This window comes from Paenibacillus thalictri, from assembly GCF_004307995.1.
Classification (GTDB): Bacteria; Bacillota; Bacilli; order Paenibacillales; family NBRC-103111; genus Paenibacillus_AF; species Paenibacillus_AF thalictri.
In genome coordinates this window covers 141,767-167,625 of sequence record NZ_SIRE01000024.1, presented here as the reverse complement: position 1 = coordinate 167,625, position 25,859 = coordinate 141,767, and the positions used below count along the sequence as shown (strand labels likewise).

17 protein-coding genes are annotated in these 25,859 nt (G+C 52.3%); 3 read left to right on the top strand and 14 right to left on the bottom strand.

Annotated features, from left to right (window positions below; translation table 11 throughout):
* A partial coding sequence (locus tag EYB31_RS29440) for an S-layer homology domain-containing protein (RefSeq protein WP_131017058.1) occupies positions 1–2,812 on the bottom strand: 2,812 nt, incomplete at its 3' end.
* 779 nt (positions 2,813–3,591) lie between these two features.
* On the opposite strand from EYB31_RS29440, the gene EYB31_RS29435 reads away from it, so the two are divergent.
* The gene (locus EYB31_RS29435; protein ID WP_131017057.1) at positions 3,592–4,296 is read left to right on the top strand and encodes a cysteine hydrolase family protein; all 705 of its coding nucleotides are present in this window, start codon (positions 3,592–3,594) and stop codon (positions 4,294–4,296) included.
* 65 nt (positions 4,297–4,361) lie between these two features.
* Here EYB31_RS29435 and EYB31_RS29430 read toward each other — a convergent pair whose 3' ends face one another.
* From EYB31_RS29430 to EYB31_RS29390, 9 genes are all read right to left on the bottom strand, one after another.
* The gene (locus EYB31_RS29430; protein ID WP_131017056.1) at positions 4,362–5,630 is read right to left on the bottom strand and encodes an alpha-L-fucosidase; all 1,269 of its coding nucleotides are present in this window, start codon (positions 5,628–5,630) and stop codon (positions 4,362–4,364) included.
* 138 nt (positions 5,631–5,768) lie between these two features.
* The gene (locus EYB31_RS29425) at positions 5,769–7,232 is read right to left on the bottom strand and encodes a sulfatase family protein (protein WP_131017070.1); all 1,464 of its coding nucleotides are present in this window, start codon (positions 7,230–7,232) and stop codon (positions 5,769–5,771) included.
* Between the two features lie 44 nt (positions 7,233–7,276).
* A complete protein-coding gene (locus EYB31_RS29420; RefSeq protein WP_131017055.1) occupies positions 7,277–8,104 on the bottom strand; it encodes a carbohydrate ABC transporter permease in 828 nt (275 codons plus the stop codon).
* 14 nt (positions 8,105–8,118) lie between these two features.
* The gene (locus EYB31_RS29415; protein WP_165452681.1) at positions 8,119–9,048 is read right to left on the bottom strand and encodes a carbohydrate ABC transporter permease; all 930 of its coding nucleotides are present in this window, start codon (positions 9,046–9,048) and stop codon (positions 8,119–8,121) included.
* 11 nt (positions 9,049–9,059) lie between these two features.
* The gene (locus EYB31_RS29410) at positions 9,060–10,382 is read right to left on the bottom strand and encodes an ABC transporter substrate-binding protein (protein WP_131017053.1); all 1,323 of its coding nucleotides are present in this window, start codon (positions 10,380–10,382) and stop codon (positions 9,060–9,062) included.
* Between the two features lie 79 nt (positions 10,383–10,461).
* Positions 10,462–12,096, bottom strand: coding sequence for a response regulator transcription factor (locus EYB31_RS29405; RefSeq protein WP_131017052.1), 1,635 nt, complete (start codon positions 12,094–12,096; stop codon positions 10,462–10,464).
* Positions 12,097–12,130: 34 nt separating this feature from the next.
* The gene (locus tag EYB31_RS29400; RefSeq protein ID WP_131017051.1) at positions 12,131–13,915 is read right to left on the bottom strand and encodes a sensor histidine kinase; all 1,785 of its coding nucleotides are present in this window, start codon (positions 13,913–13,915) and stop codon (positions 12,131–12,133) included.
* 164 nt (positions 13,916–14,079) lie between these two features.
* Positions 14,080–14,364 (bottom strand): YciI family protein, encoded by a 285-nt coding sequence (locus EYB31_RS29395; RefSeq protein ID WP_131017050.1) that lies wholly within the window; start codon positions 14,362–14,364, stop codon positions 14,080–14,082.
* Positions 14,365–14,402: 38 nt separating this feature from the next.
* Positions 14,403–15,293, bottom strand: a complete 891-nt coding sequence (locus EYB31_RS29390; RefSeq protein WP_276322103.1) for a 2-hydroxy-3-oxopropionate reductase — start codon at positions 15,291–15,293, stop codon at positions 14,403–14,405.
* A gap of 284 nt (positions 15,294–15,577) precedes the next feature.
* On the opposite strand from EYB31_RS29390, the gene EYB31_RS29385 reads away from it, so the two are divergent.
* Both EYB31_RS29385 and EYB31_RS29380 read left to right on the top strand, forming a co-directional pair.
* Positions 15,578–16,270, top strand: a complete 693-nt coding sequence (locus EYB31_RS29385) for a response regulator transcription factor (protein ID WP_131017048.1) — start codon at positions 15,578–15,580, stop codon at positions 16,268–16,270.
* Positions 16,248–18,449: a sensor histidine kinase gene (locus tag EYB31_RS29380; protein WP_131017047.1), complete on the top strand. Its 2,202-nt coding sequence runs from the start codon at positions 16,248–16,250 to the stop codon at positions 18,447–18,449. The genes EYB31_RS29385 and EYB31_RS29380 overlap by 23 nt, the downstream gene beginning before the upstream one ends.
* A 239-nt stretch (positions 18,450–18,688) precedes the next feature.
* Here the strand turns inward: EYB31_RS29380 and EYB31_RS29375 are convergent, their stop codons facing one another.
* From EYB31_RS29375 to EYB31_RS29360, 4 genes are all read right to left on the bottom strand, one after another.
* The gene (locus EYB31_RS29375; RefSeq protein ID WP_131017046.1) at positions 18,689–21,163 is read right to left on the bottom strand and encodes a WG repeat-containing protein; all 2,475 of its coding nucleotides are present in this window, start codon (positions 21,161–21,163) and stop codon (positions 18,689–18,691) included.
* A 270-nt stretch (positions 21,164–21,433) separates the two neighbouring features.
* On the bottom strand, positions 21,434–23,188 hold the full coding sequence (locus tag EYB31_RS29370; RefSeq protein ID WP_131017045.1) for an alpha-L-fucosidase: 1,755 nt from the start codon (positions 23,186–23,188) through the stop codon (positions 21,434–21,436).
* A 12-nt stretch (positions 23,189–23,200) separates the two neighbouring features.
* A complete protein-coding gene (locus EYB31_RS29365) occupies positions 23,201–24,904 on the bottom strand; it encodes an ABC transporter substrate-binding protein (RefSeq protein ID WP_240762991.1) in 1,704 nt (567 codons plus the stop codon).
* Between the two features lie 34 nt (positions 24,905–24,938).
* Positions 24,939–25,835 (bottom strand): carbohydrate ABC transporter permease, encoded by an 897-nt coding sequence (locus EYB31_RS29360; protein ID WP_131017044.1) that lies wholly within the window; start codon positions 25,833–25,835, stop codon positions 24,939–24,941.
* Positions 25,836–25,859 lie beyond the last annotated feature (24 nt).

The window sequence follows — 25,859 nt, the reverse complement described above, 5'->3', positions numbered from 1 at the left end:
TTTTCAATGCGATGCTCTTCACAACAGGTCCTTCTTTTTTCGACGTTACATCCAGCGAGCTGCTGATCATGTTTTGTTTGCCGTCCATGAACACTGTTGTAATTTTCGATGTGCCGTCTTTGACGCCGACTACCCAGTTGCCCGCTACGTCAGCTGCTTGGGTATCGCTCGAAGAAACGGACACGATGTTTGACGGTACCGCTACTTCTTCGCCGCTGCTGTTTTTCGCTTTTACTTTTACTTCTTTGGCAAATCCTTTGTAGTTATCGTACACGTTCTTCGCCGCTCCGCCCGCTGCGTCCCCGGCTTTGAAGTAATCGTCGGTGGCCAGCAAGGTGTTGTTGGATTTATCCAAGTACGCTTCGTAGGAAATTTTGTTGTTCACGTTGTTTGGATCCAAAACTTCCATCGTTGTCGACAGGTTGTTCACTTCGACGTATTTCTTATCGGCGATTGTAGCTGTTCCCGCCGCATCTTGTTTGTACAAGGTTGCTTTAAACGTGTAAGATGCCGATTTAGCCAAATCCGTCGTGTAGAATTTGAACGATTTGTCAAAGATGCTGTCTACGCTATCCGACGAGTTTTTCGCCAATGTGAAGTCTTTCGTGAGTGCTGTGCCGATCGCGTTTGGCTGCATCACGTATTTACGAGCCGATGTGGCGTCGTTTTGGTCCACTCTTTGTTTGCTCGCCAGGCTGGTTGCGCCCAAGCTTGCTGCGTCGCCGCTGTTAGCGGTCAAGGAGTAACGAACCAGGAATTGGCCGTTGGTGTCGTATTTCATTTCGCTGCCGAATTGATCATACACCTTCAGCTTCATTTCATTGTCAGTGCCGGCGATCATATATTTTTTCGGTGTTGTGGAGAACTTAATACCGTCGGCTTTGCGTTCGTCATAGACGTTCATATCCAATTTTGTGCTTGCCGATGGGTTGTCCTTCAGTTGCACGGTGATCGACGCGGCGCCTTTGTTATCTGCGCTTTGGATCGCAATCATACCTTTGTGTGCGCCGGAGTTCGAGATCGGCTGGTCAGCGAGCTTGATGCCGCCGCTGGCGAAAATCGTAAATTTGTCTTTGTTGTCATAGATGTCTTGACCGGTCAGCACGTTGCCCGCTTGGTCTTTCACAACCATCGGCACGTACATTTTGCCGTCGACTTCATCGTCGCCTGTCGGTACGTCGCCTTTAGCCAAGTTGTAGTTGTAGGCGCCGAATTCAAGTGTGTTGGGTACGCGAGTTGCGCCGATGGCAATTTTCTTCGTTACGGATTCGCCAGTGCCGTTGGCATAAACGCTGATCGTAATTTCTTTAGCTTTATCCGATACGGAGCGCAGTTTCAAGTCCGCTGCGTCGTCGCCGATTGCGTTGTCCACGTAAGCGCCGCTGTCGCCTTCGTTGCCTTTGGCCAAGTCACCGTCAGGAATGGTAACGGTGACACCTTGGTTGAGTTCGTCTTTGTTTTCGATACGCAAGCCGTATTGGTCATATACTTTCGTATCCAAGTACGCATAACCGTTGGCGTCGATCGACTCGACTTTATTGCCGGAGCTGTTCAACAGGTCGCCGACTTCCACTTTGGACACGATACTCTTGTCGCCCAACGTAAACGATTTGTTCACTTGTTTGTTGCTGTCTTGGTGGATGATCGTCAGAGCAATCACGCTGTTACGGTCCAAACCTTCAGGAAGCGTCAGGTAAAAAGCTTGTTCGCCGCCGATTGGCGTGATCGTGCCGTTGCTTGTGAACACGTCGAATTCGCTGGCCGGCATTTGTGTTTTTACGCCGTATTGGTTGGTGGCTTTGAAGTCAACGCGCAATTTTTTGCCAGGGTTGTTTGGCAGTGTGTCGCTCGAAGTCAAAAACTCGATTTTTTCGATTTTTTCTTTGTTTGTTGCTACTTTAGCGGTTTTGTTTGCTTCGTCGATGTTTTTCAGGCCGCTCAATGTGACAGTCCAGTTCGAGTCGTCAAACTTGCTGTCGAACACCAAGGTAGCTGTCATTTTCTTATCGTCCCATTTCACTTCGTAGCCACCGTTTACCGCCGCGCCGTTCTTTTGAACGTCGAAGTGAACCAAGGAAGTATCTTCCACCGCGCCGTTTAATTTCACGGTCATTTGGTTGGCGTCGGTTGCTTTCAAGGATGCAATCGCGTATTGGCCGTTAAAATGCGGCACGTATTGCTGTTTAGCTTCGTAAGAAGAAAGCACCAGCAGGTCGCGTGTTGCCGCCGTAGTACCGCCGAATTTGCCGTCTTTGCCGTTTTCCAGCAGTTTATCTTGCAAAGCTACAGTTACGTAACCTTTCGCCCAGTCGGACACGGTGTCGTCTTTGACGCCTTCGGCTTTTTTCGCCGCTTCTTCTTGGCCCAAGCCGCGAACTAGGAAGGTAGCCAGTTGTTCTCTGGTCACTTCGCCGGCCGGGTCGTATTTGTCCGCTGCCACGCCGTCCGTCAGGCCTGCTTTGACGATCGCTTCGATGTAAGGCAATGCGTAGCCGTTAGCCGGGTCGGTTGCTTTCACGTCAGCGAAGCTGGATGTTTTTAATGTGTTGTCCACCGGCAGTTCGAACACCAGCGCGGCCACTTTCGCAAATTGCGCACGGTTCATTTTGTCGGTGAGGCCAAACGTGCCTTCTTTCACACCGTCAAAAATGCCGGCGGAAATCATCGTATCGAATTTTGCCTTCGTTGCTGTGTCCAGGTCTTTCAAGTCCGTGAAATCGCCGGTCGATTTCGGTGCCGCTGCAAGGGCCATCGAAGAAAACATCGAAAAGGCAACAGCCAAGGACAAAATCGTGGATAGGCTCTTTTTCATATGTGAAGTACCTCCATGTAGTGGGATTTTTTTGATTTGGGCAAAACAAAAAGCAAGCACGAATTGTACGAGTGATGCAACCTGTCAACCTGTCGGTGGGGCATCGGATCTATCAGCTCGTCTATCACTATCGCGTCTCGCTTGCTACATGAATGAGTATACTATGATTTTATCCGCCGAGTCATCGCAAAGAATCTCCCATGGAAGGAATGTCATTGGCAGCCGACCATTTGTGGTGCTAATCCGCGAAAATCGATTGGTGCCTCGTGCGGTTATTGGTTGCGGCGGGCGCTAGACTGACCCAAATTCACCACGGTTTTTGTACGTGCTGGGCGATATAGCGGTTCGGTGCTTTAAGATACTTCAGGCGCGTTGGATGGGAATGAGCCTTGGGTTCCAACCGCCAATTAAAATCATGGCCCTTGAATTGAAAATTAGAAAAGGTCGGGCCATGATTTTAAACGCGGCCGCTTCGCTTTTCCACCCCAGGCTCATTCCTTGGCTCTACTGTCGAGTTGGCCCCAAGCTTAAAGTATGAACCCAACTGACGCTGCGCGCGGCCGGATCGGCCGGACTTGGCGTCTTAATGTGTGGCCGGTGCTGCCCAGTGTGCCTGCAAGTTTTCGCTACAATTTTATTATAGAAATAACTCAAATAACCTTAGAAATAACCTTAAAGAGAAGCTCGTTATAATTAAAGAAAAGCTCGTGCACTTAACAGGAATTGTTCAGGACACAACGAATGATTACATGAATCTATCTATTTGGGAGGCTTGATCGATGAAGAGAAACAAACCTTGTTTGCTGCTTGCTTTGCTGCTCGCATCATCGCTTGTTTTATTTGCATTTGATTCGCCGGAAACGCCAGCGAGTCAGGTACACTCCGAAGAAACAACGCTAAATGAACCTGCGGAAGAACCAACGATCATCGATGAATGGAACAGCATAGAACCGCCTTCGGCCCCCGAGCTGAAACCTTACATAATAGAAGATACAAAAACGACGGCGCTTTTGATTCTCGACATCCAGAAAAACTCTTGTACCGCGGAGGTGCGTCCACGTTGCGCAGCCTCGATTCCCAAAGTGAAGCAGCTGCTCGAATTGGCCAGGGCAAACGGAATGCCGGTCGTATACAGTTTAACCTCAACGGCTAAACCCGAAGACATCGTGGACGAGCTTGCTCCGACAGCTAGCGATCCCATCGTAAAATCAAGCGTCGATAAATTTTACAACACGGATTTGGACAACATATTAAAGGACAAGGGGATCAAAAACGTGATCGTCACAGGGACCGTAGCTCAGGGAGCCGTGCTGCATACAGCAGTCGCTGCCGCCATCCGGGGTTACAACATTGCCGTACCCGTAGACGGCATGTCCTCCGACAGTTTGTTCGCCGAGCAGTATACGGCTTGGCACATGCTGAACAGCCCGGGGACAAGAAACCGCGCCACACTGACCAAAGCTTCTTTAATAGAAGTTAAATAACATTAACGCGCAAAAACCCCTTTCTCCAACACGATACATTCGAGAGAGGGGTTTTTAATTATTTATCATTCACAAATCGCTTCATCGAACTCCAGCTTGATAACCATCACAGTTCCCGTCGATTCATTGACCGGCAGCCCGCGAACCCGCAAATACGGCCGTTCCGTCCAATACCACGGAATCATGTCGACGGTCGCTTCCAGCTCCCGTCCGTCATTCAGCAGCACGGAGCGTTTTGGCAGTGTATCTAGCGGTTTCAACACGATCGAGTTGCTTTGCGGGTCGCGGTACAAGTGGATGTATACCGTGTTTCCTTTTCTTGTGACCAGCACTTGGTCCCGCTCGACCTTATGCTGGGAGCCTGCGATCATAATTTCGTCCTTGTGCACCATGTAGGATGCGGGAATCGCACCGTCAAACGCTTCTTTCACTTTGCCGTACCAGGCACCGATAGCCTGCAGAGCCTCCACATTTTCGGACGCAATCGTTCCGTCCGGTTTCGGACCGACATTAAGCAAATAATTGCCGCCCATCGCTAATATTTTGTCGATACTTTGCATGATGAACTTGTTCGAATAATAATCTTCGTCGTTCTTGAAACCCCAGCTTTCCCGGCCTAACGCCTGACACGCCTCGGTCGGTTTGCTGAACCCGCTGCCTTCCGGCACATGCCGTTCCGGCGTGCTGTAATCTCCCGGGCCTGGACCGCGGTCGTTGATGAGAATACCCGGCTGCATTGACCGCACCCAATCATTGATACCCGGCTCCCAATATTCCGCGACATTCACGTCCCAGAACAGCTGATAAATTGGGCCGTAGTTCGTGCACAACTCCTCAATCTGATTTTTAACAAAAGCATAATAACGCTCAATATCCGGCTCATCGCCGGCGCGCGGCCCGAACATTTCATGATGTCGGCCTTCGTTTGGGTAATTCGGATGGTGCCAGTCCGGGCACGAATAATACAAGCTAAGCGGGAAGTTGCGCCGGCGGCAAGCCTCGGCCAGCATGCCCAAAATATCTTTGCCGTACGGCGTGTTCATTACATTGTAATCGGTATGCCGGGTATCCCACATGCAGAAACCGTCATGATGTTTGGTCGTGAAACAAATGTACTGCATCCCCGCTTCTTCGGCCAAATCCAGCCACGCATCCGGATCAAATTCCGTAGGGTTAAACTGATGAATCAGCTTCTCATATTCGCTGCGCTTCATTTTGCCCCGCCACAGCAGTTGCTCGTGCCAAGCCGGTACAGCATAGAGGCCCCAATGAACAAACATGCCGAACCGTCTTTCAAAAAACACATCTCGCGCATCTTTAAACCTGGGAATCATATCCGTTTAACACTCCTTTACTCCGTTAATGAAATCCATCATAAGAAGTATAGGCGTATTGTCCCGGCAAGAAAATGTCTAATCCTCTCCGTTCTTTGCACAATCGTAAGGTCATTGCGGCGAATCCATCCCCACTGCCTATTTGGCAAATTCCCCCGGATGCCGCCGCTTCAATTCCTCTACAGCGCCGCCGCGCTCCGATTGCTCCAGCCGCTCCGCATAAGCCTGAAGATGGCCTTTGGCATGAAACGGTCCTCCCTCTTTCATGACGGTCCATAACGGATCGGTCGCATACGGCATCGCGTTCATTCTCGCATCGTGCCATTCGTTCAAATAATAAACCCCGTCCTTACAAACACCGAAATTCGCAGCCGCCACGTCGTTTTGCTCGAACGGATCGTCTTTGAGATTAAACAACATTTCTTTCGGGAACATGTGGTAACCATCGTGATAGGTGCGCATGTACATCCAATCGCCAAACCGTACGCTTCTTTGACAGACGTGAGCGCATTGGGATACAACCACATAATCGCGCCCGCAGTCCGCTCCTTCCGTCAAAGCTGCGGCATAACTTTGCCCGTCCCAGCGTGGCGACGCGTCTTGCTGCAGCAGCTCGGCCAACGTGGGCGCCAAATCGAGATGATAATGCAGCCCCTTGTCCACATGCGGGCGTGTTACTCCCGGCCAGCGCACAATCATCGGGATGTGGCATGTGCCTTGATCGGCTGTGCCGTGCTCTCCGTAGATGCCCAGCTGTCCCATATTTTCGCCGTGATCGGCGGTGATGACGATAACAAGATCGTCCATGACGCCTTGGCGCTGAAACGCTTCGAACAGCCGGCCGATATGTTCGTCCATGTACCGGATGCCGCAGTCGTAACCGTCAATCATTCGCCGCATGCCGTCCATGTCGAGAATTTCGCCGGGATGGCGCGGATATTGCGGGTTTGTGCGGTTATCGTACATATTGATGTCGCGGGCGCTGTGTGGTCCGACTTTCTGCTTATGCCGCTCCAGCACCTCTTCCGTAATCCATTCCGGCAGCGGTTCTTCCGCAAACGGATTCCCGAACTCCTCAGGGGCCCGGTATGGCGTATGGGGGTCCCAATAGTTGACGTACAGAAACCAGTCGTCCTGCGCCGCATTGCGTTCAATCCAGTCGAGCACATGCGGGGTCACCTCTTCGGCCGACTCCATTCCCCCGTTGCCGGTGTTGTGCATTTCCGAAAAACCGGCATAAAACGTCCATTGGGAATGCCTTTCACCAAACGGGCTGAACAGCACCGTTTTAAGTCCCGCCGCACGCAGCAGCGCAGGCAGGCTTTCACGCGCCAGCGCATCCCGAAAACCGCGCGAAGCGCCTTCATGCCGCATATCCCCCGCCGTGCCGCCGTGGCCGACGATGCCGTTGTTGATTCCGAACCGCCCGGACATCAGCGCCGCCCGAGACGGCGAGCAAGGAGCGTCGGAAGTGTAGTAGTTCTCGAAGCGGACCGCTTGCTGCGCGATCCGGTCGATATTCGGCGAAGTATTGCGATGGTATCCGTAACAGCCCAGATGATCGGGGCTTAAAGAATCAAGGTCAAGCAGCAGCATTCTCATCCGTTTGTCTTCCTCCTGAATCACCTTATATTTTTGCAGAAAAATCAGCCTTTGACTGCGCCGTTGGTCAAACCTTGCACAACCTGCTTCTGGAACAGCAAAATCACAAGCACGAGCGGCACGACCGATACGACGATAGCCGCCGAAATCGTAGCCCACGGGAACTCAAACTCTCCGGGGAACATCATAATGCCGACCGGAAGCGTGCGTTTGGCCGCTTCAGACATCATAGTAAACGAGAACAAAAATTCATTCCAGCTGTTGACAAAAACAAGAATCGCCGCGGTCGCCATAGCCGGAGCGGCCAGCGGCAGCATGATATTCAGGAACGCCTGCAGCCGATTATAACCGTCGATCAACGCGGCGTCCTCCAACTCTGCCGGAACCTCCTTGAATAGCGCGGAGAGCAGCCAGACAACCATCGGCAGCGAAAACGCCGCATGGGTCAAGCCCAACCCCACATAAGAGTTCAGCAGCCCGATATCGCGCAGCGCGGTGAAAATCGGCAGCACCATTGTCATCGCCGGAAACATCGAGGTTGCCGCGACAAGCATCAGCACCACGGATTTGCCGCGAAACTTCAGCCGGGCTACCGGGTAAGCGATCATGCAGCCAAACACAAGCGAGATCAGCAGCGTAATCACTGCAACAATCGTGCTGTTCCGATAATAAAGCCCCAAGGGCTGCGTCTTAAACGCCGCGATGTAATGTTTCAGCGTCGGCGTCAGCGTATACCATTTCGGCGGCATGTCGAACAATTGGTCAGCCGGCTTCAGCGAGGATACAAACAGCCAATACAACGGGAAGAAAGACAATACGACGAGAAAAAGGACAGTCAGCGTAAATATCGTTTTTTTCACGGAAGCAGCCATGTTTCTCCCCTCCTTTAGTCCGGATCATACAGAAATTTAAGATAAATCATCGAAATCGCAAAAATCAGCACAAACAGCAGTACGCCCAGCGCGGAGCCGTAACCCCATTCCATATCGACAAAAGCTTTCGTATGAATGTACATCGGCAGCGATTCCGTCGAATTGCCCGGCCCCCCTTGGGTTAACGCATACATCAGGTCAAACGCCTGCAGCGAATGCATCGTACGCAGTACCAAAGCGACAAGGAACACGTTTTTGAGCAAGGGCAGCGTAATCAGAAAAAACGCCTGCACCCGGCTCGCCCCGTCGATATGGGAGGCTTCATAAATGTCGCTGGAGATCGACTGCAGTCCGCCGAGCAAAATGATCGCCATAAACGACGATGTTTTCCAGATGGCGACGATACAGATTGCGGTAAAAGCAAAGCCGGTACTGCCGAGCCATTGGATTTTTTGATCGATCCAGCCGAACTGCAGCAGCATGCCGTTAAACAAGCCGTAATCGGCGTTAAACATCCATCTCCAAGTCAGCGCGTTGGTCACGGCCGGAAGCGCCCAAGGAAACAAAATCGCCGCACGCACGAACCCGCGAAACCGGAACGTTTTGTTGGCGACCATCGCCAGCAGCAGGCCAAAGACAATTTCGAAGACAACCGTAATCAGGGAAAAAGCAAGCGTAAACCACGTGGACTGCCAAAACCGGCTGTCCTTCAGCGCCTCCGCATAATTGTCGAGCCCGATAAAAGGAGTGCCCAGCCAAGGCTGGGTCACCGAGATTTGATGCAGCGACATCCAAAACACACGAGCGATCGGATACAGCGTAAAAGCGAGCAGAAACAGCAGCGGCGGGGCGATCAGCGCCATGGCCAGCGCCTTATCGCTTAAGCGCCTGCTTTTTTTCCGCCCGGGAGCATGCAAGTTTGCAGACACAGTTGGAGTAGACACCGGCATGCCCCCTATTCTTTGATTTTATCGATTTCTTTCTGCGCGTCTTTGATCGCCTGCTCGGGATCCTTCTGGCCGTTCAGCACCAGATTAATTTCCGTTTGCATCGCGCGGCTGAACTGCTCGTAAGCGCGCAGCGCCGGACGGCTCTTGGCGTTTTCCATAAAGGCCTGGATTTTCTGAATGACCGGCTCTTTAGAAATAACTTCAGGATCTGTAAGCGCTTTACGATTTGTCGGAATGGAGCCGGCGTTCAGCAGCAGCGATTTCTGCTCGGCGTCGGACATGAAAAACTTCATCACTTCGGCAGCTTCCTTCTTGTGCTCCGAGCTGCTGTTGATCGCATACACCCAGCCGCCCGTGCTGCCGTGGCTTTCGCCGCCCTCGAATTTAGGCATCGATGTAACGTCGTATTTACCCGCCGCCTTGGTCTCTTTCAGTCCGGCATAAGCGTTAGGCCATGCTCTCATAAAGATTGAGTTTCCGTTGCCAAAAACAATTTGATTGTCGTTCGGATTGGATGTAGCGACGCTGACCGGCGATACTTTGGACTGGTGGACAAGGGAATGCATTTGCTTCATCGCCGTTGTGCCTTGCGGCGTATCGACCTTGATTTTTTTCGAAGCGTCAAATACGTCTCCGCCCGCTCCCCATAAATATTCCAGCCAGTTGATCGTGGCGCCTTCGATTTTGGCCCCTTGGAACACATAACCGGTCAAGTTCGGGTCTTTCTCCTGTTTCAAAATTTCCGAAGCTACCTTCTCCAGCTCGCTCCACGTGGTCGGCACCTTCTGGTTGTATTTGTCCAGCAAATCCTTGCGGTAATAAAGCATGCCGACGTCCATCCAGCCTTGGATGCCGTATTGCTTCCCGTCGATTTTGGCGACGTCAACGGCGGCAGGATAAAACTGCTTTAAATAATCGGCGTTTACGTATTCGTCGATCGGCGCAATCCAACCGGCTGAGGCAAACATTTTCGGCCAGGTCACGTCCATCAGCAGCAGATCCGGCGTTTTGCTTTTGCTGTTAAACCATGTTGTGTAGCGGGTCAGCTGTTCGTTGGGAACGGACGGCAGCTCCACGTATTTTACCTGTATATCCGTATGGGATTTGTTAAACCGTTCGATCGATTTAACGACCTCTCCGCTGGTATCGGTTCCTCTGGCAAATTCGATCGTCACCGGGCCCTTTGATGCGCTTTGCGCAGCCGGAGCCGCGCCGGATGCGGCCGGAGCGGAACCTGTCGCCGCGGGAGCAGTTCCCCCGCCGCCGGAACATGCCGGAAGCACCAGCACCGCGCTTAACACCGCCAAATGAAAACGATTGCTTTTCATCGTAATATCTCCCCTTTTTTTCGTTAGTTACGATTTTCATTCTGCGCTTTTTCAGGAAGATTAGGGATGATGATTTTTGTCATTTGTTTGATGATTTTTGTTGTTCCAGCTTTTCGCGGTATTGGGCCGGACTCAGTCCGGTTTCTTTTTTGAACACCCTGCTGAAATGCTCCGGGTTCGGATACCCGACGCTTTCGGAAATTTCGTAAAGCTTCTTATCGGTTTTCATCAGCTCAATCGCTTTCCTGATCCGCAGCCGGGTCATATAATCGATAAATTTTTCTCCCGACTCCTTCACAAAAAGCTTACTTAAATGGCTTTCGCTCACCCCGACCCACTCGCTGACCAGCGTCAGCGTGATGCCGTCCTGGTAATGCCTGTCGATATACGTTTTCGCTTGGCGCAGCACGCCTCCGGACGACATGGGAGTCTCGTGAATTTTCATATGGGCGGCTTCCAATAGCTGCCTGAAATGCTGCCACAGCTGTTCAAGCGTTGCGCAGTTGTCCAAATACACAAACGGCTGGTTATACGGCCCGGCCAACTGCTCCCACTTGCAGTTCCGGCTCAGCAGCAGGGCCCCAAGCTTCCAGAGCGAATCGGCAAACATGCCGCGCGCCTTCTGCTCGTCCAAGGCAGGCAAACCCAAACCCGACCATTCGCTGAATTTCCGCTTCCACATTTCAGGATCCGGCTCGTGCAAGCTTTCCAAGGTAACGCTCATATGCTCGGCAAACACCGCTTCCGGCATCAGCTTATGGGCTTGCGTATACTCCCAGGAAGTGCGCGAATCGGGATAAAACAGCTTGCCTCCGCCGCAAAAAAAGCGAAGCTGCGCCGCCGTCACCGCCTCCAGATACAGCTCCCTCCACGGCCTGAAGCCGGAGCCGCTCACGCCGACGGTTACGCTTTTGTTGGCATATTGCATCAAACGCCGCTGAACGACCGTAAACAGCTCGCTGAGCTGATTGCGCAAATACAGAAAGCTGCGTGTTTCCGTGCGGTGCATAAGCAGCACATGCTCGGACCCCAGCCGGGCAATTTCCGCTTGCATTCCCTTGGACTGCAGCGCTTGTTCCAGCACGGAGCGAAGCGTATCTTCTCCGGCATCGGAGGCCGAATTGGCGTCCTGCCGGTCAAACGAAATGACGGCGACAAGACGGTCGTTTGTCCGCATCAGATCCGCAAACGGCTCGCCCGGGTCAAGCGCAACGCCGGATTCTGCGCCGGGCTGGCTCAGCAGCGCTTTTAAAAACTGCTCTTTTTTCGCGGTTTCTCCGGCCCAATCCGCGGGTTTGCGTTTGCGCTGCTCCAATTGGGCCGCGGCTTTCTGCAGCATCGGCACGACGTGCTGCTCGTCCATATCCACCTTGACGATGTAATCAAGCGCGCCCAGCAGAAAAGCCTCGCGGACAAAGACGTAGTCCTGGTAGGAGCTAAGCGCGATGACAATCGGCATCGTTTCCGATTCGGAAGTGCGTTCCTTCCATTTTCGGATCAATTCCACACCGTTCAAACGGGGCATCTTCATATCGACAATAACAAGGTCCAGCGGTGCAAGCTTCTCCTTCATCTGCAGCGCTTCCTCGCCATCCGACGCCTCTGCAACGATCTCGAACGGCTGGCCGCTTTCCTTCAACAGCGTGCGCAGCGCAAGTCTGAACAGCGGCTCGTCGTCGACAATGAGCACTCGGTAATATACATGTTGTTCCACGCTCGCCACTCCTTGTCCCGTTTTTTTGATGATGTTATTGCGGCTCGTGCAAATTGGGTAAAATCACTTCGACGCGGGTTCCTCCCCCTTCGCGTTCGAGCAGCGCGATCCCGTAACCGTCCCCGTAATGCAGGCGGATGCGTTCCTGCACATTGCTGATGCCCATGCTGCTGAAACTGCCGCTGCCGCTTGGGGCCAGCAGCTCGGCCATATCCTTGGAATCGATGCCCTCGCCGTCGTCTTCGACGGCAATGATCATTTTATCGTCCCGCAAGCTGCCTTTAAGCCAAATCCTGCCTTCGCCCTCCTTATGCTGCAAACCATGCACAATGGCATTCTCCACGATCGGCTGGATCAGCTGCTTCAGAATAAAGCGGTTGCATATCGCCTCGTCAAAATCGCAGTGAACCTGGAAACTGCCGTATCGAAACTCCATGATATATAAATATTGCTCCAAATAATCCAGTTCTTCCGCTACGGTGTGCATCGTGCCGCCTCTGTTGAAGGTCGAAGAAAGCAGGCGGATAAAAGCGTCGGTCATTTTCTGAATGTTCGGCACCCGGTTGATGACCGCCATCAGCTTGATCGCGTTTAATGTGTTAAGCAGAAAATGCGGATTGATTTGCGATTGCAGCGCCCTCAGCTCGGCCATCGCCTTGGCCCGCTGCTGTTCTTCTTTTTCCTTGATCAAATGGTCCATTTCCTTGACCATCGCATGGAACTTATGCCCCAGCATATATACCTCGGAAGGTCCCGACGGCGTAAAACCCGGCTGCAGCGAGCCCGTCTGCACGCGGTACATAGCGCGGACAAGCCTGCTGATCGGTCCCGTAATCGTGCGGACAAAAAACCACGAAGCCAGCAAAAACAGCGCCGTGCTGGCTGCGCCGATCCACAACGTGGTGGCGAACACTTTTTGCAGCGGAGCGGTTAACGTAGCGTAAGGGATAATATGAATGACCTTAAACTTGGTGACCGGCGCCGTATAATACGTAACAAAGGCCTTTTCGCCGTTCATCGTCTCCGTATATTCGCCCGAAGCGCCCCAGCCTGTTTTGTATAAGTAAGCAGGCTGATCGAGCCAACTCTGGATATAGGTTTCGCGGTTTGCCGCAATCGCCCTGCTTTCGTAGTCGAGGATGAGGAAGTCCCCTTGCTCTTTGGTCGACGATTCGAACAAATGCTGGAACAAGCTGCCTTTAAAAATAAAATAAATGACCTCCAGCCGGGTATGGTCCGCCAGCTCCGGCGGTATAGCAACAGCTGCGGTGTTGATGTATTTTTCCGTGATGTGCGGCATATCGTTTGGCTGCACGCCAAACAGCTTGATTTGGCCTGCTGCGGCAAGGGATTTGTTATACCACAGCGACGTGCGCAGCGCCCGTTCGTTGATCGTCACGAGATTGTTGGTCGTGTACGCTCCGCCTCCGCGGTAAAAAAAGACGGCTCCGATCAGCTCGTCCGTATATGGAAAATAACTGCGTACCAAGCTGTTAAGACGAGCCTTCTGCGCAGCGCCGACGTCCGGCGATACGTTCTCCCGCGCGTGGTCGGCAACGTCCAGCAAATTCTCGTCTTTGATCAGGTTGCCGACCGTATTCATAATTTGGCTGGCTTCGCGGTCGATGCCCACCGACACCTGCTCCAACGTTCTCAGCGTTTGCTGGGTGGACTGCTCTGTTACGATCGATTGGTAACTTTGATACGAAACGATCACCATCGTCAGCAGCGGAATCATAACCATCAACAGGAACGAGCCGTGCATCACGGTGCGGATGCCCCAGCGGTTTAAGTTCATCATCTTTTGCAGCCAGTTCACTGTATCCCCCTCTTTTCTCCAAGCTAGATCTGCCGATGCCGGCTTTGCTGCGCAAAGCTTCCGGGGAAACTTAATACTCCTAACTTTAGACCCGCTTCTTATAATCTACCACATAACGAAAAAACCGGGGAGCATAAGCTCCCCGGCTGCGTACAGACAAACATTTACTTTTTATCCGGAAGCACCGCTTCGGTCACGATATCCCACTCGTGAATTTCGTAGCCACGCGCGCCTTTGACAACGTACGGGTCCTGCTGCACGATGTCCAGTACTTCCGCTTCGGATTCGGCCATATAAATGACCAAACCGCCCGCTCCGTCCACAAAACGGCCGTTAGCGAAAATTTTCCCTTCGCTGCGGCGCTGAGCCAAGTAATCCAAATGCTCGGCGCGGAAATCCACGCTTTTTTGGGCGTCCTTCATCGGTAAAAATGTCGCAAAAAATTTCATATGTACTCCACTCCTCTTTCGTATTTAATGTAGTTTGGTTATTCCGATTTGGAAAAATAACGGTACAATGCGCTGTGATCTTCCTTACCGAAGCCCATCTCTTCCAGCTTCTCAAAAATGTCAAGCAGCTGCGTCGTAAACGGAATGTTCGCTCCCACTTCCTGACCGGCCGCTACGGCATTGCGCAAATCCTTGGCGTGCAGCTCGATGCGGAAGCCGGGCTTGAACTCTTCCTTGGCGATATTCGCCGTCTTCAGCTCCATCACACGGCTGCCGGCAAGTCCGCCGCGGATCGCTTCGAACACCAGCTCGGGCTCGATTCCCGCTTTGCGGCCAAGCGCCATGCCTTCCGACAAGGCGGCGATATTCATCGCAACGATCATCTGATTGATGACCTTCACCGTATTGCCGGAACCGACTTCCCCGACGCGGGTAATCGATGTGCCCATCGCTTCAAGAATCGGCTTCACTTGCTCGAATGCGCTTGCAGGTCCGCCCACCATGATGGCGAGTTTCGCTTCGATCGCTCCGATTTCCCCGCCGCTGACCGGCGCATCCAGCAGATGAGTGCCTTTGGCTTCCAGCCCGGAGGCGATTTTTTGCGAAGAAACGGGGTTAATGGAACTCATATCGACCACGATTTTGCCTGCCGATATCCCTTCAGCCACGCCGTTTGCTCCCAGTACCACTTCTTCAACCTGGGGAGAATCCGGCAGCATCGTAATGATGACGTCCGCTGCTTCGGCCACCTGACGCGGAGATGAAGCGGTTTCTGCGCCAAGCGCGGAAAGCTCGTCCACTGCAGCTTGACTGCGGTTGGAAACGATGAGGGAAAATCCGGCCTTAAGCAAATTTTTGGCCATCGGCTTTCCCATAATGCCTAATCCGATAAATCCGATTTTCATGACGGCTACCTCCGACGAATGAATTCGATGAACGCAACTACATTGTACATCAATACGATGATAAAATTAATAGAAACGCAAAAATTGTCCAGTTGATGCCGGTCTTTTTTACAAAATCGGCCGCTTTGTGCGGCGTTAAATACGCGCCGCCCATGTTTGGGAAGCCCGCTGCATTCTTTTAAACCGCGAATCTTAATAAATTTGTAAGTATTTTATGATGCGAATCGTTAAAAACATCCACTATGATGTAATTATGCTTTCGGCCAAAGCGCTGTAAAATTATGAACCCAGGGTGATCCATCATACAGATGCAAATGTACAATGTGCTGGTTGTCGACGACGAAAAAGAAATCCAGGACGCAATCGAAATTTATTTAAAACATGAAAATATTAACGTCTTCAAGGCAAATGACGGCATGGAAGCGCTGGAGCTGCTGAAAGCGGAGGATATCCATCTGATCGTGCTGGACGTGATGATGCCCCGTCTGGACGGCATCAAAACGACGTATCAAATCAGGCAGGAGCGCAACATCCCGATTCTGATGTTATCCGCCAAAAGTGAAGATACCGACAAAATCGTCGGCTTGAACGTCGGGGCGGACGACTATATGTGCAAGCCGTTTAATCCGCTGGAGCTGGTGGCAAGGGTAAAGTCGCAGCTCAGACGTTACACGATGTTCGGTAATTATAAGCCGTCTGAAAACGAGCTCCGGGTGAGGGGGCTTGTGCTTGATAAGATCACCAAGACCGTTTCCGTCGATCGTGAGGAAGTCCGGCTGACCGCTACCGAATACCGGATTCTCGAGCTGCTGATGGAGAACAAAGGCAGGGTGTTTTCAATTGAGGAGATCTATGAGCTCGTGTGGAAGGAACCGGGATTCAACGCGGAAAACACGGTGGCCGTGCACGTCCGGCGCATCCGTGAAAAAATCGAAATTAATCCGAAGGATCCGCAATATTTGAAGGTGGTGTGGGGAATTGGCTACAAAATCGAAAAATAAAACAAAACAAGCGGCCGTATTTGTCCTGATGAGCTGTTTGTCGCTTGTGACGCTCATTTTAGGCGCGGATATTGTAAGGCATGCCGGCTTCCTCGACAAAAACTATTATTTTACGAGCAGTCCGTTTTACGAGCAGCTCAATATACATATGAATTTGTTTAAATACGTTTACGTGGAGCATCGAAACTATCCCGGTCTGCCGCTTCAGGAGAAATTGTCCACGCCGCATGTCAACGCAATAAGAGACGATTATTTTGACCGCAAACGCAGCAAGCAACATGAAATCCGCAATCTCTACAGCTCCAAGTTAGGCGATCTGCAGCGCCAAGGTTTAAACGAGGAATTCTCCCGGCTGCAAGCGGAGCAGCAGATCGCGGACGCGGATGCCCGTGCGGACAAGCTGATGGAACAAGAAATCAACAACTTCATCCAGTTTCAGACCAACCAATACAATCAAGTGGCAAAAAGCTTGGACAGCCGCAGCAACACCTTCCGGTTCAGCGTCAAAAACTTGCGGACCGACGAATGGTATTCGAATCTGGGCGGGGATCAGGAAATGCAGGAACTTCGCAATCAAGCCTTGTATGCCCTATCGTTGCCGGTCAATGATGCGAGCTCCTATTCCCCTTTTATCCGCGACTTAAGCCGATATTTTCAGCAAAACCGGCTTGAAGGCGAATTTATTATCCCGGCGCAAGTAAGCGGGTTCAGCCAATTTCACATCGACTATCAATATTACTTGGCGATCCGCGAGCGCGTGCTTAAAGAAACCGCGCTGATCGCCGCCGCCATTGCCGTTTCATGCGCCCTGTTGGTGTATATGAAAAAATTCCCGGCCGTCGCGGATGAATGGTTCCGCCGTCTTACAAAGTTAACCCGCCGGATTCCGCTCGACTTGCGTATCGCACTGGCGGTTGTGTCCGCTGCGCTGCTGGTAGAATTAACCCGCACCAACGCCATTGTTCAGCTCCCCTTGCAGCTCGAAACCATCGGCGGCATCGTTGTTGCAGCAGCTCTTGCCATGTTGATCACGCTTATCGTGTGGGACGTGAGAGTGCTCTGCGCCAATCGCGAAGAGCTGGCGGCCCAATGGAAATCCGCTTTTTCGAAAAAGCTGCTGGAGCTGGTAAAAACCAAGCTCGCAAGCAGGCAAATTATCGTTAAAGCCGCGCTGCTCTTCATTTCCACCGCGCTGCTTGGCATTATGATGTTTGGAATCATGGTCGGCATTGCGGAGGGAGCCGGGGGACTCGTGTTATTATGCGGCGTTTATCTCGTTTTGTACCTGCTTATTGCCGGGCCTTACATCGTGAGCCGTATCCGCGCGCTTCGCTCCGTCATAGCGGGCGCGGAAGCACTCGCCGCCGGCAATTTCAACTGCACCGTGCTGGAAACGGGACAAGGCCATTTATTCCGCTTGGCCCGCGATTTGAACAACACGAAGCTGGGCCTGATGAAATCGCTCGAAAGCCAGATCAAAAGCGAAAGGCTGAAATCGGAGCTGATCACCAACGTCTCGCACGATCTGAAAACACCGCTTACGTCGATTGTCAACTATGTCGGCCTGCTTAAAGACAAAGAGCTGCCGCGCGAAACGCTGGACAGCTATATCGAGGTGCTGGAACGGAAGACGGACAGGCTGAAGCTGCTGATTGACGATTTGTTCGAGGCATCCAAGTTGACCAGCGGCGAGGTGGAGCTTGCACTCGACAACGTCAACGTCTCCGCGCTCCTGAATCAAGCGTTGGCCGAATACGACGAACAGTTGAAAGCCTCCTCCTGCACATGCAAGGTGGACATTCCGAATCCGAAAATATACGCCTTGCTTGACGGCAAAAAAACGTGGAGAGTGTTCGAAAACCTGATCGGCAATGCGCTCAAATATGCCATGCCCGGCACGCGCATCCATGTTTCGCTTGATGAAACGGATAAAGACGTTTTGTTTACGATCAAAAACGTCTCCGCTTACGCCATCGATTTTAATGCCGAAGAGCTGTTCGAACGGTTTAAAAGAGCCGACCCCTCCCGCCATACCGAAGGTTCGGGACTGGGCCTCTCGATCGCCAGAAGCATCGCGCAACTTCAAGGCGGCAGGCTCGATATCGACATTGACGGCGATTATTTCAAAGCGATCGCCGTATTCCGCAAATCCGCTCCCATTTCCCCCAGCGCTTTCTAGGGGCAGTGCGCTCAACGCAAAAAGGCAGCCTCCCATTCGGAGGCCGCTGAAAAAGCAGCGGAGTGAGCGAAATCATGCTGGAGAAGCGCCAGCGTTCGCCTTTGCCCCCGAATTTCGCCTGCCTCAAGCAGGTATTATTCAAGAAATTTGGGGGCAATCAGCGATCGTAAGTATGATTCGCACATGCAGCGTTTACTTTTTAGCAGCCTCCCATTCGGGCTGCCTTTTTGCTTCTAAATTTAATGAAACGACCTCCAAAACTCCCCATCCGTCGCGATAATATTCATGATCTCTTGGAACGGGATCGTAAACGTCGGGAAACCCGCGGCATACGGCGCGATTTCATAAGGCTCGAAGTAGATGTGCAGCGCGTGCTCCGTCACGAAAAACGGCTGATTCGGCGTAATTCCTTTGTACGTGTCCGGGAATACGTAATCGTATTGCGGATCCTCCTTGATCTGTCTACCGATGATATCGCTGAGCACCTTCACATAATCGCTGCCCGGCTTAAACAAATCCTTCAACTGATACATGTGTCCGTTGGTCAGATTGATGTGCACGTATTTTTTGCTCGGCATGCCGTGTGCCGCTCCAAACGGAAAGTTGTACCCGGTCAACTGCAGCACAAGCAGGTCCTTCTGGAAAAAAGCAACTTCAAAGTCGCCGGTATAAGAATACTCTAGCTGCGTTTTGGCCGGGACCGGTTTGACCCCCGACAGCTCTTTCAGCTGCTCGTTCACTTTGGCTTGCGCTTTCGTATCCTGCATGCCGGCCACCTGCGGATAATAAACGAGGTAGTCTTTATTCGGGTTATATTTATGCTCTTCCACGCGGTAAGGCGGGCGGAGCGGAATCACCGTATTTTGCATCCAGATCAGTTTGCCGTCAGGAGTAAGATACGACAACCGCTGATCGATATTGGCTTGAATGACCGACTTGTCAACCAGCTTTAAGCTGCCCGTGCCTTGCAGTGTCGGATAACCCGGCGCCGCCTTGCCGCTGCGGTCGATAAAAAACGTATGTTGCCTATCATGTACCGAAGCAAGCCCGTTGTGAAAATCGGAAACATCATAATAACGGTGGGCGGTCAGCAAATGTCCGTTTGTGTCTGCGATGGCAAAAACCGAGCCGATAAAGGGCTGCTTCGGATCAATCGCTTTGCCAAGAGCGATTCGCTGCTCGCCGAGCATCCGGATGTCGTTGTATTCCGGTTTGACGATAAACCGGCCCTGCTTATCGATCAGCCCGTAGATGAAATTATAATCCTCCGCCGTGTTGACAACCGCCCGGCCTTCTTGGAAAGGCTGTGCTCCCGAATAAGCCGGTTGAATCACAACCGCGCCTTTCTCGTCGATATATCCGTATTTGCCGTTTGCCACCTGCTGGAAAGGAAGCAGCCCGTCGCCAAGCCCGCCCACAAACGCAAAAGGATACGTGGCCAGCCGCCGGCCGTTTCGATCGATCAGCGCATATTCGTTATCTTTGATTTTCACAACCGCCTTGCCGTTGCTGAAATCGCCCGCTTCCAGAAATCGCGCCGGAATCACCTCGTGCCCATCGGCGTCCAAGTACCCGTAATGGCTGACGTTATCGCTGCCCATCACGTAAAACATCGCTCTGCCGTCGCTGAGCGGCGCGATATAAGAATAGGCTTTGCCGGTCACAATCCGGCCGGCTTCGTCCATCAGCTTAAACCCTTGACGGTCAATCACGACCGCGCGGCCTTCCGAGAAAGGACTGATCGAAGCGTAAACCGGCTGAACCGCAAAATGTCCGTTGGTATCAATTAAGCCGCTATGGCCCCCGATTTGCACGACGGCAAGACCGTTATTTTGAAAATCAAACGCATAATCAAACCGTGCCGGAATCGCCATCTTTCCGGAGCTGTCGATAAATCCCCATTTCACACCGTCCGTTGTTCTGAGCGACGCGGGAAATAACGCTATGCTGCGGTGCATCGTTTCGATCTGCCGCTGCAATTCCAGCAGCGCCTCACGTGACGGATAAGGCTGATCGAAGCTGAGCGCTTTTTTGACCGACCACAACGCCCCCTTCTTCTGTCCCGCCTTGAATTGGGCATCGGCCAGGTAATACCAGTAGAACGGATAATCCGGATGCTGGCGGGTCATTCGCTCGTAATACCGGGCGACTTTCTGAAAATAATACGGATACACGTCCGGCGCAGGCACAAACCCGCCGTTCTGCCAACGGATCACTTCGACCTTGTACGCTTCCCCCGTATCGTGAATCCACAGCGCGATCTCCGACGTCCCTCTCTTCGCGCCGCCCGGCATATGTTCAACTTCCATAAAGCTGTAATACAAATCAGAAGGAGCTATGTCCTTGAGTCCGTCTCTTGTCCATTCATACACGGACAACTTCGACCAAATAGCGCCGACCTGCCAACCGACGATCAGGTTGTTGAGGCCGGGATATACGATCGGGGCGGCCGTCAAATCCGTCACTGCGTAACCTTGACCTTTCGCCGTTGCTGCAGGCATCCAGGCATTCCAGCCTTTTTTCAAAATCGTTACGTACATCTCTCCGTTCAGCTTATATACCGCAGCAAGCTCCATCGCGCCGTCCCTGTCCAAATCAGCAGCATATACGGCGGGACGAGGCTGGGTCCGTCCGACCGTCATAAGCTCTGCGCCAGGAGGCAGATTCGCCTGAACAATCTGTGCCGCAGTTGTTTCGTTCGCCACAATGGCCATATTCGCAACACCTCAAATGGTTAGTCGCCTATAGCATATGGCAAACGCCCGGGTTTGGTTACTGAAGCGAAAAAAAAGAGCCCCCTTGCGGGGGCTAATGGAAAGGAGGCGCCCACGTTCAACCGGACCGCGGGACACACAATATACAATGCAAAAGAGCAAGCTTTTGTTTGGACGAACGCTGCGGAAGATTCGTCCATTCTTACAAGGTGTGAAGGTCGACTACCATCATGCGACGCCCGACATCGAGACGCGCGCTTTGGAATCACCCTACACCGGCTGCAAGTTAACCGAAACCAGCTTTAATCCCAGCCCTTGCTCCGTATTCAGCTTCACCGGAACGATCTCAAGGTTGTACTCCCCGGGCGCATCAATTTCGATCACGCCGGCGCTGGAGCGGACGCGGTGAAAATACAGCGAACGCGAAGTGACGATCCGCTCCTGCTCCTCCACGGTAAAACTCAGCTGCTGGCCGGCAGCTTCGATCCGCAGTTCATGTCCGCCTTCCCAGCGACCTACGTGTTCTCCGAGTGAATCGCGCGCTTTCTCCGCCATGCTGATCAGATCGACCCGGAACTGTCCGGGTGTCACTGCCTTAAACGTCCAGCTTAGCCGGTCGCTGGGTTGAAACCATCCGGTAATGACGCCGGCGCGGGACAAAGCCAATTTGGAGCCGTCTTCCTTGCGGATGTCGGCGCGGTGCGCTTCCAGCACGACGGAGCCATCGGCCCGCTGAGCAAGTGAATTGTCCGCCGCTGCCGTGAGGCCGTCGATATCCAGCGCCAGTACCGCCACCGGATGATCCGGCGCTTCCGACGGCAAAGTCACGTTTAGCGTATAAGCTCCCGCCTCCGCGTCGTAAGCTTGTTCGAATTCCAGCTCCCGGTCCGGCATGGCCAGCAGCGAAGCTTTATGCACGACGTTTTTCAAACCGCGCAGCGAAAATATTTCTCCCGGCCACGAGAAGAAATGAACAAACACCTTGCCCGGCTTGAGCGTAACCGTACCCCACTCATATTCCGTTTGAAACGGATTAGCCGTTGTGCCGCGAATCGCCGCTTCATTCCGGGATAACCACTGCCCGACCTCCTGCAAAATATTGACGCTTGGCTCGGGAATCACTCCTTCGGCCGTTGGTCCGACGTTCAGCAAATACGTGCCGTTTTTGCTGACGATGTCGCTGAGCAGCCGGATGATCGTCTCCGGCGACTTCCAGTCATGGTCGTTTGTTTTGAAGCCCCATGTATGGTTAAGCGTGGCGCAGGTTTCCCAATCGGCCGTCAGCGAGGTGGCCGGGGTCTCATTGTCCCCCAGGCAGACATAATCGCCGAAACCGTTGCCGACACGCCCGTTAACGATACAGTCGGGCTGAATGCTGCGTACGTATTCCGCCAGCTCGATGCTTTGTTCCGAAGTCATCATCATCGGCGTATCAAACCAGATGAGGCCAATCGGGCCGTATTGCGTCAGCAGCTCCTTCACCTGCGGTTTCACTTTCTCTTCGAGGTAACGCTCAAACTGCTTCTCCTCCGCGTTTGGAAAGTCCCAATCGTTGCCGACCGCATCTTTCTCGTACCAGTCCTGGGTTTGCGAGTAATAAAAACATAATCGCAGACCGGCTTCGGCGCATGCTTCCGCCAATTCCTTCATCGGATCACGCCCGAACGGCGTGGCGTCCACGATGTTGTACTTCGATACCTTGGAGTGGTACATGCAGAAGCCGTCATGATGTTTGGCGGTGATGACGATATATTTCATACCCGCGTTTTTAGCGACTTCCACCCACTCCCGGGAGTTAAACCGCACCGGATTAAACTGTTCGGCCAGTTTTGCGTATTCTGCAATCGGCACTTGGGCCCGTTTCATAATCCACTCGCCGATGCCGGGAATTTCCTTCCCGTTCCATACCCCTGCCGGTATCGCGTACAATCCCCAGTGGATAAACATGCCAAATTTCGCTTCTCTCCACCAGGCCATTTTGTTCGTTTGACTTACCGCCTCTTGCCCGATCGTTTCGCCGCTCATACGTGTTCCCCCTTATTTCTTCTTAAAGCCAACGTCGTAAGCTTGTTGATACAGTTCCAAGTACCGCTTCAAGTTCATGTTATCGAGGTTTTTCAAATAAGCGTCCCAGTTTTTATCGATATCGGAGTCCCCGATAATAAAGCGGGCCATCATTTCTTTCACATGATCAAGTATCGTTTTCTCCAAATCCGCGACTTCACTGGCCTGCTCGGCCGTAAAAAATACCGGAGGCATGACCTTCTCGATCGGCATTTGGTAAGGCTCCATCCGTTCCTTCGTTTGGGTATACAGCATAACCTCAAGCGGCTGCTCCGGATTTTGCGCTTCGCCCAAACGGAAATCGTTGGAACGGTAGTTCGGACCCGTTTGGCCCCAGTTTACGTTTTGCACGCCGCCCCAAGGGGTCAACTGCTTCCAGATCGCCGGTTTGCCATTGATGCCGATTTCGGTTTTTTCCGCGTAACGCCATTCTGTTCCTTCACGTCCAGCGTACCAGTGAAGCGTCGTGTCTGGGGAGTTAAACAGGAAGTCGGCAAGCCGGAAAGCGACTTCCGGGTTTTTGGCATTTTTCGTAATGATGTATTGGCCGTTGGCTACGACATACGGGTGATAAGCAGCCGTGCGGAAACCGCTTGGTCCTTTCAACGGCGGAACGGCCACATAATCTTTCCATCTTCCGCTGGTGGAGCCCAGCGTCGTTAAGGAGCCCATGTTATGCCCGGACGATGCGCCAAGAATGACCGTATCGGGATTTTCGCCCAGCTTCTTCAGCTGGTTGTTGTCTTGAGTGAGGGCCTGCGGATCAATCAGTCCGTCGGCGTACAACTTATGAATGTATTTCAAGCCTTCCTTCCACTCCGGCTTATTGTAGGGCACCGTCACCTTGCCGTTCTCCAAATACAGCTTTTTGTCCCCGTGATCATAAGTAAAAGCATTCATCAGGAACGAATCGAGCATTTGCGTTTCGAACAAATAGCTGGCGGCCGCTTGAATCGAACCGGACAGCGGGATTTCGTCCGCTTTGCCGTTGCCGTTCGGGTCGCGTGTTTTAAACGCTTTCAGCATATCCGCGAATTCATCGGTGGTAGTCGGCATATTGAGACCCAGCTTATCGAGCCATGGTTTGTATACCCACATTCTTTGCTTGTACATACAGTGGTAACATTCATTAACCTGGGGCAGCGCATAAATCTTACCGTCCGGAGCCGTGATCAAGTCTTTGTAGAAGGCGCTGGCGGCGAACATCTTTTTAATTTCTACTCCGTATTTCTCAATCAAGTCGTTCAGCGGCAAAAATACGCCTTGGCTGCCGTAAATCATCATCTGTGTCGGCGAAACGCCAAAACCCATGATGACATCGGGATAATCGCCGCTCGACAAGACGAGGTTGAGCTTTTCCGTCGCCGATTTTTCCGGTGCGACTTCCCAATCGATATGCACGTTTGTTTTTTGCTCAAGCCATTTCGTAAATTCGTTGGTGGCAAAATCCTCAACCGATGCTGCGCCCTTCACCAATATTTTGACCGTCGACTTCTCGTTTGTAATCGGCAGCTGTCCGGCCGGATTGATTGCCGCAGCTGCGGGCTTTTTCGCCGTGTCATCAGGTTTCTTCTCGGCGGTTTCCCCGCCGGATCCCCCGCCTCCGCCCGAGCAAGCACTAAGCGCCAAGCTCAGACTAAGTACCGTCGCCATCATGCCAAACTTGATCTTTTTCAATACAATACCCTCCCTTTGTTCATATACAGTTCATTTATCCCTTTAGGGAACCGATCATGATCCCTTTCACAAAATACTTCTGCACAAAAGGATACACGATCAGCAGGGGAACGGATGCCACAACGATCAGCGAATATTTCAGCAGCTCCCGCAAGCCTTCTCTTTTGGCCTGCTCTTGCACGTCCATCAGCATGTTCATGGCGACGTCGTTTTGCACCAGAATATCCCGAAGCACAAGCTGAAGCGGGAACAAGGATTGCGTTTTCAAATAAATCAAGGCGTTAAAATACGAATTCCAATGGCCTACCGCATAAAACAGCGTAATGACGGCGATGATCGGACCGGACAGCGGGAGCACGATTTTCCATACGAATTGAAAGTCCGTGCAGCCGTCCAACTGCGACGCCTCCAGCAGCTCGTCGGGAATCGTCGTTTGAAAGTACGTCCGCGTAATAATCATGTTCCATACACCAAGCGCGCCGGGCAGCAGCATCGACCAGGTTGTATTCAGCAGCCCAAGATCCTTGACCAGCAAATAAGTCGGGATCAGCCCGCCGGAGAACATCATCGTGAATACAAACAGAAACATAAACACGTTTTTGCCGTAAAAATCTCGCCTGGACAGCGGATAAGCCGCAAGAATCGTCATAATCACATTAATCAGCGTTCCGGCAACCGTGTAATATAAGGAGTTGCTGAAGCCGCTCCAGATCAGCTTGTGCTTGAACACGGCGGCATACCCGTCCAGCGTCGGAGAAACGGGCCACAACCACACTCTGCCGGAGATGACCGCTTCGGAGCTGCTGATCGAAGAACTCGCCACGTAAATGAGCGGATACAAAATCGTAATGAGGAACAGCGACAAAATCACATAGTTGATGATCGTAAACCAGCGGTCGCTTTTTATTTCCTTAATGCTGGAATGCTCCATCCGTTAAACCTCCTTTCCGTTCCG

Coding starts and splice junctions, on each gene's coding strand:
- EYB31_RS29435 (WP_131017057.1), top strand. CDS start 3,592: ATGAAGAGAAACAAACCTTGTTTGCTGCTTGCTTTGCTGCTCGCATCA.
- EYB31_RS29430 (WP_131017056.1), bottom strand. CDS start 5,630: ATGATTCCCAGGTTTAAAGATGCGCGAGATGTGTTTTTTGAAAGACGG.
- EYB31_RS29425 (WP_131017070.1), bottom strand. CDS start 7,232: ATGAGAATGCTGCTGCTTGACCTTGATTCTTTAAGCCCCGATCATCTG.
- EYB31_RS29420 (WP_131017055.1), bottom strand. CDS start 8,104: ATGGCTGCTTCCGTGAAAAAAACGATATTTACGCTGACTGTCCTTTTT.
- EYB31_RS29410 (WP_131017053.1), bottom strand. CDS start 10,382: ATGAAAAGCAATCGTTTTCATTTGGCGGTGTTAAGCGCGGTGCTGGTG.
- EYB31_RS29395 (WP_131017050.1), bottom strand. CDS start 14,364: ATGAAATTTTTTGCGACATTTTTACCGATGAAGGACGCCCAAAAAAGC.
- EYB31_RS29385 (WP_131017048.1), top strand. CDS start 15,578: ATGCAAATGTACAATGTGCTGGTTGTCGACGACGAAAAAGAAATCCAG.
- EYB31_RS29375 (WP_131017046.1), bottom strand. CDS start 21,163: ATGGCCATTGTGGCGAACGAAACAACTGCGGCACAGATTGTTCAGGCG.
- EYB31_RS29370 (WP_131017045.1), bottom strand. CDS start 23,188: ATGAGCGGCGAAACGATCGGGCAAGAGGCGGTAAGTCAAACGAACAAA.
- EYB31_RS29360 (WP_131017044.1), bottom strand. CDS start 25,835: ATGGAGCATTCCAGCATTAAGGAAATAAAAAGCGACCGCTGGTTTACG.